This window comes from Mycobacterium sp. 1482292.6, from assembly GCF_001672995.1.
Classification (GTDB): Bacteria; Actinomycetota; Actinomycetes; order Mycobacteriales; family Mycobacteriaceae; genus Mycobacterium; species Mycobacterium europaeum_A.
This window is the reverse complement of sequence record NZ_LZKV01000215.1, coordinates 100,742-114,326: the sequence shown is the minus strand read 5'-3', so window position 1 is coordinate 114,326 and position 13,585 is coordinate 100,742. Positions and strand designations below refer to the sequence as shown.

The 13,585-nt window shown below is 66.9% G+C and carries 11 protein-coding genes; 6 read left to right on the top strand and 5 right to left on the bottom strand.

Annotated elements, in window-relative coordinates:
* Window positions 1–242: 242 nt before the first annotated feature.
* Window positions 243–1,550 (top strand): MCE family protein, encoded by a 1,308-nt coding sequence (locus A5624_RS22165; protein WP_066871097.1) that lies wholly within the window; start codon window positions 243–245, stop codon window positions 1,548–1,550.
* 52 nt (window positions 1,551–1,602) lie between these two features.
* On the opposite strand, the gene A5624_RS22160 is transcribed toward A5624_RS22165, so the two are convergent.
* Complete coding sequence (locus tag A5624_RS22160; RefSeq protein WP_066871095.1) at window positions 1,603–2,520, bottom strand: DMT family transporter; 918 nt, start codon at window positions 2,518–2,520, stop codon at window positions 1,603–1,605.
* Between the two features lie 100 nt (window positions 2,521–2,620).
* Window positions 2,621–3,514, bottom strand: coding sequence for an oxidoreductase (locus A5624_RS22155; protein WP_066871092.1), 894 nt, complete (start codon window positions 3,512–3,514; stop codon window positions 2,621–2,623).
* Window positions 3,515–3,663: 149 nt separating this feature from the next.
* Here A5624_RS22155 and A5624_RS22150 point away from each other — a divergent pair, with 149 nt between their 5' ends.
* From A5624_RS22150 to A5624_RS22130, 5 genes are all read left to right on the top strand, one after another.
* Entirely contained in the window at window positions 3,664–4,656 is a 993-nt protein-coding gene (locus A5624_RS22150; RefSeq protein ID WP_066871089.1) for a diacylglycerol kinase family protein, read from the top strand.
* Between the two features lie 428 nt (window positions 4,657–5,084).
* Complete coding sequence (locus tag A5624_RS22145; protein WP_066871086.1) at window positions 5,085–8,342, top strand: thioester reductase domain-containing protein; 3,258 nt, start codon at window positions 5,085–5,087, stop codon at window positions 8,340–8,342.
* Between the two features lie 38 nt (window positions 8,343–8,380).
* A complete protein-coding gene (locus A5624_RS22140; RefSeq protein ID WP_066871083.1) occupies window positions 8,381–9,289 on the top strand; it encodes a metal-dependent hydrolase in 909 nt (302 codons plus the stop codon).
* 14 nt (window positions 9,290–9,303) lie between these two features.
* Entirely contained in the window at window positions 9,304–10,236 is a 933-nt protein-coding gene (locus A5624_RS22135; protein WP_066871080.1) for an alpha/beta fold hydrolase, read from the top strand.
* Window positions 10,237–10,238: 2 nt separating this feature from the next.
* Entirely contained in the window at window positions 10,239–11,321 is a 1,083-nt protein-coding gene (locus A5624_RS22130) for a PDR/VanB family oxidoreductase (RefSeq protein ID WP_066871077.1), read from the top strand.
* 13 nt (window positions 11,322–11,334) lie between these two features.
* Here the strand turns inward: A5624_RS22130 and A5624_RS22125 are convergent, their stop codons facing one another.
* Genes A5624_RS22125 through A5624_RS22115 form a run of 3 tightly spaced genes read right to left on the bottom strand, consistent with a single transcriptional unit; the run spans window position 11,335 to window position 13,439 of the window.
* Complete coding sequence (locus A5624_RS22125; RefSeq protein ID WP_066871074.1) at window positions 11,335–12,039, bottom strand: class I SAM-dependent methyltransferase; 705 nt, start codon at window positions 12,037–12,039, stop codon at window positions 11,335–11,337.
* A gap of 42 nt (window positions 12,040–12,081) precedes the next feature.
* Complete coding sequence (locus A5624_RS22120; RefSeq protein ID WP_066871071.1) at window positions 12,082–12,915, bottom strand: alpha/beta fold hydrolase; 834 nt, start codon at window positions 12,913–12,915, stop codon at window positions 12,082–12,084.
* Window positions 12,912–13,439, bottom strand: a complete 528-nt coding sequence (locus tag A5624_RS22115) for a MarR family winged helix-turn-helix transcriptional regulator (RefSeq protein WP_066871068.1) — start codon at window positions 13,437–13,439, stop codon at window positions 12,912–12,914. Before A5624_RS22115 ends, A5624_RS22120 begins: the two co-directional genes overlap by 4 nt.
* Between the last annotated feature and the right edge of the window lie 146 nt (window positions 13,440–13,585).

The window sequence follows — 13,585 nt, the reverse complement described above, 5'->3', positions numbered from 1 at the left end:
GCCGGCACACGCCACCGCGCGTACCTGAAAGGTGACGTGGTCCGCCCGCCGGTCCCGCCGTTGCTTTGTTTGTGCCACTGCGGCGCGGTACATTTCACTGGTCTTATTACATGCGTGTACAGGCCAGCGCCGGGTGGCGACGGCACCGAGGCGAGGGGCAGGGTTGGCGACGGTGGGTGACCTGGATAACCACCCGTGTCGCCGGCTGTCCACGATGACTTTCGGGCTCACGGTGTAGCGCCGTGGAAGGTTCACCCGTTCAGATCAACGACTCCCGCGAGCCGCCGTACAAGTTCATCACCCTGCTCGTGGTGGTGGTGCTCGGCGTGATCTTCACCCTGGTCTACATCCAGTTCCGGGGCGGTTTCACCCCCAAGACCGAGTTGACGATGATTGCGTCGCGGGCCGGTTTGGTGATGGATCCGGGTTCGAAGGTGACGTATAACGGGGTGGAGATCGGCCGGGTGGGGTCGATTGCGGAGACGGTGCGTGATGGGAAGCCGGCGGCGAAGTTCACGTTGGAGGTGTTTCCGCGGTATTTGGCGTTGATTCCGTCGAATGTGAATGCGGATATCAAGGCGACGACGGTGTTTGGTGGCAAGTATGTGTCGTTGACGACGCCGGCGAATCCGTCGCCGCAGAAGATTTCGTCGCGCACGGTGATCGATGCGCGGTCGGTGACCACCGAGATCAACACGTTGTTTCAGACGATCACGTCGATCGCGGAGAAGGTGGATCCGATCAAGCTGAATCTGACGTTGAGTGCGGCGGCGCAGTCGTTGTCGGGGTTGGGGGAGAAGTTCGGTCAGTCGGTGGTCAACGCCAACATGTTGCTTGATGATGTGAATCCGCGGATGCCGCAGGCGCGCAAGGATATTCAGCAGTTGGCGGCGTTGGGTGATACGTATGCGAATGCGGCGCCGGATCTGTTCGACTTTTTGAACGACGCGGTGATCACCGCGCGCACCCTCAATGCTCAGCAGAAGGATTTGGATCAGGCGTTGTTGTCGGCGGCCGGGTTTGGTAACACCGGTGCCGAGCTGTTCAACAAGGGTGGGCCGTATCTGGCGCGCGGCGCCGCCGACTTGGTGCCGACGGCGCAGCTGCTGGACACCTACAGCCCCGAAATCTACTGCCTGATGCGCAGCGAACACGATGCGTTGCCCGCCACCGGGGCGGCCGAGGGCGGCTTCAACGGCTACTCGCTGAACATGGACACCGAGGTGCTCTCCGGGCTGGGACTGATCGCGAACCCGGTGTCCGCGGTGCCCGTCCTGGCGTCGTTGGTCGGCGGCATCGCCGGAGTCGTCGGCGGCGCACCCAACCCGTACATCTGGCCGGAGAACCTGCCGCGGGTGAACGCGCACGGCGGGCCGGGCGGCGCTCCTGGCTGCTGGCAGAAGGTCACCCGCGATCTGTGGCCGGCGCCCGAGCTGATCATGGACACCGGCAACAGCATCGCGCCCTACAACCACCTGGACACCGGATCGCCCTATGCCATCGAATACGTCTGGGGCCGCCAGGTCGGCGACAACACCATCAACCCGTAAAGCGGACGCCGGCGTCGTGAGAACGCCGTTAGGGCAACGCTTTCGGCCTGTGTCAGGCCTGGGTGGTCGCCGGCGGCCGGGCGCTGGATTTCACGTCCCGGCCCGCGCCGGCCGACATCGAGGCGGCCTCGCCGCGAGCCAACCCGACCGTCGCGACGATCACCACAACCAGCGTGGCCGCCAGCACAAACCATTCCCAGCCGCCGGCTGCCAACGTCTCGCGGAGCACGATGATGCCCAGGATCCCGCCCACCACCGGCTTCGCCACGATGATCGTCGGCAGCGACGCGGTGAGCGCGCCGGCTCGGTACGCCGATTGGTGATAGACCATTCCCGCCGCCCCGCAGAACACCAGCGCGTACAGCTCGAATGACACCCACACCTGACCCGGGTGGTGCTCCAGGATGTCCACCACGCCCTTCATCAGCACGGCGAACACCGCCAGCAACGTGCCGGCGACGGCTGCCAACAGCAGCGCCGCGACCGGGCGATCCGCCCAGATCCGCGCGCCCAGGAGCCCGAGCAACAGCAGCGGGCCGATCACCACCGCGACCACGATCCAGATGTGTAGCGGCGCCCGCTGCTGGCCGCCGGTCGGGTCCCCGACCGCGATCAGCACCGCCAACGCCACCGCCAGCACCAGCGCCCAGGTCCACTCCCGGCGGGTGATCCGGTTACCGGTCATCCGCGAATAGATCGGGAGGGCGAACAGCAGGGCCGTGACCTGCAACGACATCACCAGCAACACCGAGCCCTTGTCGAGCGCGGCGGCCAGCAGCACGTAACTGCCGATGTCCCCCAAACCGCCCAGCCACCAACGCTTGTCGCGCAGCAACATGCCGAACAACGTCAGGTGGCCCACCCGTTTGTCGGTGACCTCCTGCGCGGAACGCTGCCGCACCACGTTGCCGATCGCGGACGCCAGCGCGGCACACAGGGCGATAATGGCCGCCAGATGCGCGTCCGACATGGCATTACCTCCTGGCTGGGTGCGATGGCGCTACCCATCCAATCTAGCCACCACCCGGACGACCGGCGCGTCGAAGGTCACCGGGCCAGCGAACACGGCGTCAGAGCGGGAACTTCGTCCCGGTGAGCCGCTCGGACAGTTCCCACAGCGCGCTCGCGGTGTCCGCGCGCTTTGCCGGCCAGTTCCGCCACGTGGGCTGGGTGCGGCCGTACAGCCCGAACCGCGGCCCGACGAAGGTGTCGCCCGGCAAATCCTGCGAGACCGCGTACAGCGTCTGGCGGGCGCCGAAGTCGGCGTCGGTGGACACGATCCGGTCGACGGCCAGCACCGCCGCGTCGCCCAGTTTCCGGCCGGAGTTGCCCTGCAGATTCGTGTGCGACCAGCCGGGGTGGGCGGCCAGGGCCCGCAGCGCTGTGGGGACGCCGTCCAGCCGCCGCTGCAGCTCCTTGGTGAACAACAGGTTGGCCAGCTTCGATTGGCTGTAGGCCAGCCAGGCCGAATACGGCCGGGACTGAAAGTTCAGGTCCTTGAGGCTGATGTAGCCGAAGTGGTGCATCAGCGAGGACACCGTCACCACGCGGTCGGTCAACTTGGGCAACAGCAGGTTGGTCAAGGCGAAGTGGCCGAGGTGGTTGGTGCCGATCTGACCCTCGAACCCGTCGACGGTCACCGCGTGCTTGGTGGCCATGATGCCGGCGTTGTTGATCAGGACGTCGACCTTGTCGACGCCCTCGGCAAAGCGCCGCACCGAGGACAGGTCCTGCAGGTCGAGCTGACGCACCTCGGCTGTCCCGGTCGCGGGACCGGTTGCCGAACCGGTCATGCGAGCGGCGGCCGCGTGGCCCTTGTCGGTGTTGCGGACTGCCAGGATGACGTGGCCACCCACCCGGAGCAATTCGCGGGCGGTGATCTCGCCCAGCCCGGCGTTGGCCCCGGTGATGACGATGGTCCGTCCGGCGAACGAGGGCAGCTGTGCTGCGGTCCAATCGGCCATGGCAGCCACCCTAACTTCGCACTTGCGACCCCGGCCGGTGGGCCGACGGGCCGTGCGGCGGCGGGCGGGAGCGATGTCGGTCACCCGCCGCGCCCAGGTATCGTGCCTGGGATGACCAGCGAAACCCCACCTGCCGCGGGGATCGCCGGATGCATCTAGGCGTCATCGTCAATCCGAAAGCGCGGAAAAATCGCTCCGCTTCCCGCGATCGCATCGCCGAACTGCGTCGCATCGTCGGCCCCTGGGGCGAGGTGCACGAGACCAACTCGATCGAGGAGCTGTGCGACACCATCGCGCAGCTGGCGCCGCGGGTCACCCACCTGGTGGGCGACGGCGGCGACGGCGCACTGCACTGGTTGATCAACGAGATCGAGCACTGCATCGGCGATCCGCAACGCTGGCCCGCGTTCGTCCCGACCAACGGCGGCAGCGTCAACGCCGTCGCCCGCAAGGCCCGGGTGCGCGGGCGGCCCGAGGCGATCATCCGTGCGCTGACCGCGGCCGCCGAAAACGATCGACCCCCGCCCGAGGTGGAGCTGGACACGTTGGTGCTCGACGGCGCCACCGCCGACGGCGCGGCGTTTCATCGGCTCTGCTTCGGGCTGGCCGCCGGCGGCGTCGGAAACCGTTTCTACGACCGGTATTACGACTCTCCCGATCACGGCCGGCTGGCCGTCGCGCGGGTGATCGCTCGCAGCTTCGGCGACTACATCACCTCCAAGGTCGCCCCCAGCCGAGTGAAGACGCCGAACTATGCGTCCATCCTGTTCACCCCGACGCAAGCGCGCGTGGTGATCGACGGCGACGAGGTCCCGTCGCGCACGCACAGCCTGCTGCACGCCGGCGCGATCGACCTGCGCATCGGCGGCCCACTTCGGTTGTTCCCCAAGGCTTCCGAGCCCGGTGCGCTGCATTTTCAGGCCGGATACCTGCGGCCGTCCAGGATCGTCGCGCAGCTTCCGACGGCCCTGACCAACGGCATGCTCCGCGGCGCCGGGCTACGCGATGTCAACGGCCGTGAGATGGTCATCGAGGCCGAGGACGAACCGCTGTCGCCCATCATCGACGGGGAGCGCTTTTTGGGCATCGTCAAACTGGTGGTCCGGCCAGGCCCGCGTATCCGCATCGCCCGGCCCGCCTAGCCCGGCACGCAGGCCGTTCGGCGGGCGGTCGCCGTGGTGGGCTCTGCAGCGCGAATCGAATTGCGTTTTTCGATTTGCAATTTCGCCATTGGGCGTGACGAAGATAATATTGTTGTGACCGTGCGTCCGATCGGCGGCGCAATCGAATTGCGTGAATTCGTAGATACGTAGTTCAGTATCTCAGGTGGTCGAACCGGCGTAACGCCAGCTCGCATGCCACTGAGATACTGAAGTCCGTATGCGCGGAGATCAGCATTAGTGCATTTAATTCTGCCATTTAAGTTTCACCTGTGAATGTGGTGTGCGACGGCCCTTAATGCCTATCTACGCTTTGCTCAGGACGGCCTCATGGCGCTACATTAGTCTTTATATTCACGACGGAAGTCGTTCTCGGGCTAAGCCAACCTGGAAGGGGGATCACTCCTACGATGGAGACGCTGATCGATTACCTGCAGATGTGGGAAGCGCAGAGGCCGGACCAAACCCTCTTCCGGTTCGTCGATGCCGACGGCCGCGAACTCGAGCACTACACCTACCAGGCCTTCGCCGAACGCACCCGCGAGCTGGCCGCCTACCTGTCCACAGAGGCCGGCCTCAAGTCCGGCGATCGTGCGCTGCTGGTCTACCCACCCGGTCTGGAAATGATCGCCGCGCTGTATGCGTGCGCGCGCATCGGGGTCATCGCCGTTCCGGTCAGCCCGCCCTTGCCGATGTCCTTCGATTCCGGACTGGCCAAGCTCAGCTTCATCGCGCGCGATTGCCAGGCGACTGCGGTGCTGTCGACGAAGCAGTTCGAGTACGACTTCCGCCTGCTGCTCGGCCAGCGCCGCGGGCAGGGCGTCTGGACGGACGAGTCCGACGCCGGCCTGCCGGACCTGCCCTGGTTCGCCACCGACGGTGCCCAGGACTTCGGCGGCGCCCCGGTCGCGGACACGCCCGGCGAGGTGCTCTTCCTGCAGTACACGTCCGGGTCGACCAGCAATCCCAAGGGTGTGATCGTCACCCACGCCAACGTCATCGCCAATGGCTCCGCCTTCACCGGCGACGTGGTGCTGGCCTCGTGGCTGCCGCAGCATCACGACATGGGCCTGATCTCGGCCTACATGTTCATCGTGCTGCTGGGCGGGTCGACCCACGCGATGTCGCCCCTGGACTTCCTCGCCCGGCCCTCGTCGTGGCTTCGGCTCATCAGCGACGTGCGCGCCACCCACACCCCGGGACCCAACTTCGCGCTCGAGTACTGCCTGCGCGAGGACAAGCTGCCCGCCGCGGAGCTGGCCGGCGTGGACCTGAGCAGCCTCGAATGCATCGTGGTGGGCGCAGAACCGCTGCGCGCCAACACCTTCGCTCGCTTCCGGCAGCGGTTCGCCGAGTACGGCCTGCGGCCCGAGGCGCTGACGGGCGCCTACGGCATGGCCGAATCAACCCTGATCGTGTCGATCCGCGGGCGCCAGACCATCGCGGTCAACAAGCGCGGGCTGGAGCGCAACGTCGCGCGCGTCGAAAAGGCGTTGCCGGAGAACAGCAACCAGGTCGCGTTGGTCAGCTGCGGCAAGCCCATCGAGGAGACGCTGGTTCGCATTGTCGATCCCGAATCGCGCCAGGCGCTGCCCGACGGGCGGGTCGGCGAGGTCTGGTTGGCCGGACCCTCCAAGGGCGCCGGCTACTGGAACCGTCCGGAGCTCACCGCCGAGATGTTCGGCGCCCGCATCGCCGGCGATGACGAACACACCTTCCTGCGCACCGGCGATCTCGGTTTCCTCTACGAGGGTGAGCTTTTCGTCTGCGGCCGCAGCAAGGACCTGATCATCGTCCGCGGCGTCAACTGCTACCCCTCCGACATCGAAGCCGTCGTCGAGCGCACGGCCGCGCACGTCCGGAGCGGCTGCGTCGCCGCCTTCGCGGTCGAGCACGACGAGTCCGAAGCGCTGATCGTCGTCGCCGAGGTGCGCGACGAGCACAACCTTCCGGACGCCAAGTCCGTGGCCCGCGCGATCCGCCGGCACTGCCACATCGATCCGCACGCGATCGTCTTCGCGCCGCCGCGCAGCATCCCCAAGACCACGTCGGGCAAGATCCGGCGTGCTTCGACGCGCCAGCTGTGGCTGGACGGCGAGCTGCCCGCCTTCGCCACCTGGGTCAACCAGTCCGCCAACCGGACGCACGGCGAACTGGGTGCCGGCGCCGGTCCGCTGGAACGCTTCCGCAACCTCATCGAGAGTTACGACCTCACCGGAGACGAGGACTGCTCGTTCGCCGATCTCGGCATCGACTCGCTGGCGCTGGCCGAGCTCCGCACGGACCTGCAGGCCCTGCTGGAGGAGAACGGCGCGGGGGAGCTCGCCGAAGAGGTCAACACCCGGCTGCTCCAGCGGTTGACGGTGTCCGAATTCTTCGGTCTGATAAGGCAATTCGGCGAGGGATCCGGCCAGCCGCTCGAGGCCCTGCGCCGGGCGCTGGACAAGATTGCCGCCGAGTACGAGGCCCACGAGGCCGCCCAGATGCGGGCCGACGCGGCGCTGCCGCTGCCGGAGTTGGCGCCGGCGCGGCCGGGCGAGCCCACCGACCTGTTGCTGACGGGCGCGACCGGATTCCTGGGGCCGTTCCTGGTGAGCAGCCTGCTGTCGCGGACCTCCTACACCGTGCACGCATTGGTGCGCGCCACCGACCCCGCGCACGGCTTGGACCGCATCGTCGCGTCGCTGCGGCGCGCCCAGCTGTGGACCCCGGCGCTGGAAGCCGATGTCCGCGCCCGGGTGCGCGTCGTCTGCGGCGACCTCGCCCAGCCCGCGCTGGGCATCGGCGAGGCGGCCTTCCAGCAACTGGCCCATGACGTCGATGTCGTCGTGCACAACGGCGCGCTGGTCAACTACGTGCGCACCTACGACGCGCTGCGGCCCGCGAACGTGGAAGGCACCCGTGAACTGTTGCGGCTGGCGATGACCAACCACCGCAAGGCTTTCCACCTCGTCTCCAGCACGTTCATCTACGGCTGGAGCACCGAGCCGGTGGTCGGGGAGTGGGACGCCAACGAGAAGATGGCCGGCCTGGACTTCGGCTACTCGCAGACCAAGTGGGTCGGCGAGCAGCTGGCGCTGGCCGCGCAGCGCAAGGGACTCGACGTCCGCATCTACCGGCCCTCGCTGATCTCGCCCACCCGGGCGGGCTTCGGCAGCCAGGACGACATCCTGGTGCGCCTGACGGCGTTCATGATCGAGCACGGGATCGCCGTCAACGCGCTCAACCAGATCAGCCTGCTGCCGGCGGACTTGATCGCGGATCACATCGTCACGCTGATGGGCCTGCCGGACGAGTCGGGCAGCGTCTTCAACATGACCGCCGACGACTACTACAACCTCACCGACGTCACCCGCATTCTGTCCGAACGCTACGGGTATCGCTTTGAATACCACGACATCCCGTCGTTCACCGAGCAGCTGAACCGCCGCTGCACGCCGAACGACCAGATGTATCCGCTGGTCGATTTCCTCACCCGGTCGGCGGACAAGATCGCGGCCATGCGCGACAAGCGCTACGACAATACCCAGTACCGTCATCGGCGGGGCCTGACCAAGGTCCGGCTGCGCGAGCCGGCCCTGACCGAGACGGTCGATCATCTGGTCCGGTTCTTGCGCAGCGAGCGTCTGATCACTGAGGTAGAGGACGACGCGCAACGCAGCGCCTAGCCGCACGACTTGGCGCAGGACGGAAAGGGGTGGCGACGATGTTCACCGTCGATGACAAGGCAACGGGCCCGCATGACGCCTCGCTCGACCACGAGCGGATCGTCCTGCAGGCGCGTGACGTCGACTTCGACTGGTCGACGCTGCCGTTCTACTACGTGCCCAACGAACCCTTCACCACGCATTTCTGCAATGTGCTGCATTTGTTGCTGCCCGCGGGTGAGGAATTCATCGTCGACGCCTTCAAGGACACCTTGCCGCTGATCAAAGACGATCAATTGCGTCGCGATGTGCAGGGTTTCATCAGCCAGGAGGCCATGCACTCCCAGGCGCACGCGGGGGTGCTGGGGCACTTCGCGGCCAAGGGCATCGATGTGACGCCGTTCACCGACCAAATGCGTTGGCTGTTCACCCAACTCATCGGTGATCGGCCGCGGTGGAGCAACCGCCGCCGGCAGAGCTGGTTGCTCGAGCGGGTGTCGATGGTCGCCGCCCTCGAGCACTACACCGCGATCCTCGGCGAATGGATTCTCGACACCCCACAACACGACGCTATGGGCACCGACCCGGTGATGCTCGACCTGTTGCGCTGGCACGGCGCCGAGGAAGTCGAGCACAAGGCGGTCGCGTTCGACACCATGAAGCACCTGCGCGGCGGGTACTGGCGGCAGGTGCGCACGCAGCTGCTGATCACGCCGGCGCTGCTGTGGTTGTTCGTCCGCGGTGTGCGGTTCATGTACTCGGTCGATCCCTACCTGCCGCCCGGTACCAAGCCGCGCTGGCGCGACTACTTTCGCGCGGCGCGCCGCGGGTTGGTGCCCGGGCCGTTCCAGTTCCTCCGGGTCATCGGCGCCTACTACACACCGAGTTTTCATCCGTCACAGCTCGGCGGGGTCGGGCGCGCCGTCGACTACCTGGCCCGGTCGCCCGCGGCCCGGGCCTCGCACTGAAACCGGCGCTGACGATGACGACCGAAGTGGCCCTAACCACGGTCGCCGCGTCCGACGGCGTGCGACTGGCCGTGCACGCCTACACCGACATCGACCCGGGCCGTCCGACCGTCCTGGCCATCCACGGCTACCCGGATAACCACCACGTGTGGGACGGGGTCGCCGAGATCTTGGGCCGCCGCTTCAATGTCGTGGCCTACGATGTGCGCGGCGCCGGGGATTCGTCGAAGCCGGCCAGGCGGGCGGGATACCGCTTCGGCCAGCTGGTTTCGGACATCGACGCGGTGATCGACAGCCTCGGGGTCGACCAGGTTCATTTGTTGGCCCACGACTGGGGCTCGATTCAGGCTTGGGCGGCGGTCACCGACGACGCGGTGATGAACAAGGTTGCCTCGTTCACGTCGATCTCGGGCCCGCACCTGAACTACGCGGGCAGGTTCCTGCGGTCCCCGCGGTCGCCGCGCGGCGTCTTCGACGTCCTCAAGCAGGCCTTGGCCTCGAGCTACATCTGGTTCTTTCTGTGCCCCGGCGTGCCCGAGCTGGCGATCTGGTCGCGGGCGACCGTGGCGGTCTTTGCCGTGGTGGAACTCATCGGGCGGCCGCGGGGCGCCGGGCATCGGCGCGCCGCGACCAGCCGCTCCATCCGCGACTATCTCAACGGGCTCAACCTGTACCGCGCCAACATGCCCAAGCCGATGCTCGCGCCCGGAAAGCGGTTGCCGCAGACCACCGTTGCGGTGCAGGTGCTCGTCGCGCGCCAGGATTACTTCGTATCGCCCGCCCTGCAACGGTTTACCGGTTCCATCCCGGAGGGCGGCAGGGTCGTCCCGATCGAGGGCGGCCACTGGGTGGTCAGCGCATACCCCGAGGTCATCGCCCGGCTCACCGGCGAGTGGGTTGACCTGATCGCCCAGTCCGCGGACCGTCGCGGCATCGGCCAGGCGTGAGGTTGATTGTGGCACAGAGCATCTGGGACAGCATTCCGGCCGACCTCTACGGCCGCCGCAAGCGTGATCGCATGTACACGGCGTTGTACGGGGTCGGCGCGCTGTTCGGCGGCCTGGCATCGGCGTCGCGGTGGACGTCCTCGCGCGTGCAGCCCGTGCAGCGCACCACCACCGCGGTGGTGATCAACCGCGAGCTTCTGGCCCCCGACGTCGTCGCCCTGACGGTGGCCGACCCGGCCGGTGGGTTGTTGCCGTCCTGGACGCCCGGCGCGCACATCGACGTTCGGCTGCCATCGGGACGCCGCCGGCAGTACTCACTGTGTGGTTCGCCCGGCCGACGCACCGACTATCGCATCGCGGTGCGCCGCATCGCCGACGGCGGCGGCGGCTCGATCGAGATGCACGACACCTTCAAGGTGGGGGACAGGTTCGAGTTCGAGGGTCCCCGCAACGCGTTTTATCTCGTCACCGACGAGCGCGAGGTGCTGTTCGTGATCGGCGGCATCGGGGTGACACCGATTTTGCCCATGATCCAGACGGCCCAGCAGCGCGGAATCAATTGGCGCGCCGTGTATGCCGGGCGCACCCGCGATTACATGCCGCTGCTGGACGAGGTGCTGGCCGTGGCGCCGGACCGGGTGACGGTGTGGGCCGACGACGAGCGGGGCCGGATCCCCACCGCGTCGGACTTGCTCGCCGGCGCCGGGCCGGCGACGGCCGTCTACGTGTGTGGCCCCACCGCCATGCTGGAGTCGGTGCGCACCGCCCGCAACGAACACGCGAACGCGCCGCTGCACTACGAACGTTTCGGCCCGCCGCCGGTGGTCGACGGGGTGCCCTTCGAGCTGGAACTGGCCCGCTCGCAGCGGGTGCTTCAGGTGCCGGCGAACCGGTCGGCGCTGGACGTGATGCTCGACCGCGATTCGACCACCGCGTACTCCTGCCAGCAGGGATTCTGCGGCACCTGCAAGGTCAAAGTGCTTGACGGGCAAGTCGATCGGCGCGGCCGCACCGCGGAAGGTGACGACGAGATGCTGGTCTGCGTCTCCCGCGCGAAATCCGGGCGCGTGAAAATAGACGCGTGATCGATGCCTGAAGTCAGCGCCGGGTGCCCGTCAGCACGCGTGCGGGCAGCCACGGGGCGCCATACCAATAGTTGATGCCAAGACCGCGGCAGTTGAGGTTGGTCATCGCGTCAGCGAGGACCCTGGCGTAGTCGGTGACGTGCATGATGTCGACCAGGACAAGCCTGCCGCCGGGTTTGAGGACCCTGGCCATCTCAGCCACCGCGCGGCGGCGGTCAGCGGAGTTGGAGATGTTGTGCACCGCGAGCGCCGAGGTGACGACGTCGAAGGAGCCGTCGGGAAAGGGCAATTCGGTCATGTCGGCGGTGTGCAGCCGGATCCGATCCGCCACACCGCAGGCGCGGGCGTTTTCCCGCGTACGCGCGGGATCGTTGCCGGACTGGTCCCTGCTGCGCCATAGGTCGACACCCTCGGCTCGCCCGCGGGGGAGCCGCTTGGCGACGGCGATCAGCACCGCACCGCTGCCACAGCCGACATCGAGTAGGCGCTCATCGCCATTCAATGCCAGCCGGTCCAGTTCCCGGCGCCACACGACGTGTTTTCCGCGCAACGTGGTGTGCAGATACAGCGCCGCCTGAGCGAACAACGCCGCGGCGGGAGCACGCCACCAGCGACCGCGAGAGCGCGCCACGGCCAGCAGCGCTACGCCGCCCAGCGCGAATCCCGCCGGCCAATAGGGCGCCTCGATCCCGTATCTGGTGGTGAACGGTACGTCCATCCCGCCATCTGCCTTCCCGCGTTGACCCGTTCGGTTCTTCGCTTACCGTGTTCCGTGTCGTGCCGAGGTTTCCTGTTGCAGTCGGGTGAGCAGGGCGTCAGCGAACGCGTCACAATCGGTCACGAAACCCACGTGTCCGCCCGGCATTTCGACCACATCGCGGTCGAGCAGGCGGCCCAATCGACAGCTCACCTCGTGATTGGGATAGCCTCGGCATTCCCGCCCCACGGCGGGGACGATGCGCTCGGCCCATGGGCGCAGGGCTTCGGTGTTCACCTGCGCCGAGGTGTACTCGCGAAGCTCACGCTCGAACCAGTAGACCGCGTTCGCCACCGCGTGCGGGGAGTTTGGATTTCTGGACCGCTGCATGACCGCGTGGTCTACCGCCGGAAACGTACGTTCGCGGAACAGTTTCAACGCCGGGTCCGTTCCCGCGCGCCGGTATACGTCATAGACGTAGGCGAAGAACTCGATCCATTGCCGGCCTTGCGGATGCAAGCACATGGCGGCCGGCTCGAACAACACGGCGGTATCGATCACGTCGGCGTGCTCGAGCAGGAGACGCAGCGCCACAACGGCTCCAGAACTGGTACCGAAGACGGTGGCCTCTCCGCCGCCCGCCACGTGCTCGATGAGGCGCCGCGCGTCCGTGGCGTCGGTGGACAATCGCCGTGAGTAATCTTGTGGGCCGGCAAGGCGACTGCGGCTAAAGCCCCGCCGGTCGTATGTCGCTACCCGATAGTGTGCGGACAATCTGTCGGCGAGCGGCTCAAAGACGCCCGCATCGCCGTTGGCGCCGGGAATCAGCAACATCGGCGGGCCGTCGCCGCGGGTCTCGTAATACAGCTGGGCCCCTTCGACTTCCAGCACGCTCATCGCGGCGCCTTGCCACGGTAGCCGCCCGATCTGTCGTCGGCAGAAAACGGCTGAGCTCGCAGTAGCGCCGCATGTCTGAACGTGATCTCGGTTCCTTCGGCGAGAAACCGCGCAATGGCGTTGAGCTGGTGCTCATCGAACTCCGACAACAGGGTCGCGAGATCGCCACGAAACGGCCCGAACACGTCGTGTACCTGTTGAAACCGCGCCTCGACCGGACGCAGGATTTGTTTGCGTCCGTCTTGCGGGTGCGGATCGCGGTGGAGGTAACCGGCCTTCTCCAGGCGCGCCACCACACCGGTGATCGCACCGGTGGTCAACCCGGTGGCCGCGGCGAGTTCGCTGCCCGTCATCGCGGATCGCTCACGCAGCAGATCAAGACACTTCGTGTCCGTGGGGCCAAGCCCTAACTTCTCGGCGACCGCGTGGTGGAAAAGCACTGCGGCCGTGCTGTATCGACGCGCGAGCGAGCCGAGCAGCAAGTCGACGAGACGGGCTCGCTTTGTCTTGACCGCCGTGGGCACTTGAGACCCCTTCCGACGCACCGGCAAAATTCGCTTAGATACTAAGCGATTTATTGAGCCATATGCAAGGCGTCGTGTTGCTGGTTCGTGGGCGTGACCGAGGCGCGTTCGTTGATCAATTCAGCGCCGCTACGTCATGCTTAGGC

Bases quoted from the DNA above. Each gene is read 5' to 3' on its own strand.
- A5624_RS22155 (WP_066871092.1), bottom strand. From the start codon at position 3,514: ATGGCCGATTGGACCGCAGCACAGCTGCCCTCGTTCGCCGGACGGACC.
- A5624_RS22125 (WP_066871074.1), bottom strand. From the start codon at position 12,039: ATGGACGTACCGTTCACCACCAGATACGGGATCGAGGCGCCCTATTGG.
- A5624_RS22140 (WP_066871083.1), top strand. From the start codon at position 8,381: ATGTTCACCGTCGATGACAAGGCAACGGGCCCGCATGACGCCTCGCTC.
- A5624_RS22150 (WP_066871089.1), top strand. From the start codon at position 3,664: ATGCATCTAGGCGTCATCGTCAATCCGAAAGCGCGGAAAAATCGCTCC.
- A5624_RS22145 (WP_066871086.1), top strand. From the start codon at position 5,085: ATGGAGACGCTGATCGATTACCTGCAGATGTGGGAAGCGCAGAGGCCG.
- A5624_RS22160 (WP_066871095.1), bottom strand. From the start codon at position 2,520: ATGTCGGACGCGCATCTGGCGGCCATTATCGCCCTGTGTGCCGCGCTG.
- A5624_RS22135 (WP_066871080.1), top strand. From the start codon at position 9,304: ATGACGACCGAAGTGGCCCTAACCACGGTCGCCGCGTCCGACGGCGTG.
- A5624_RS22120 (WP_066871071.1), bottom strand. From the start codon at position 12,915: ATGAGCGTGCTGGAAGTCGAAGGGGCCCAGCTGTATTACGAGACCCGC.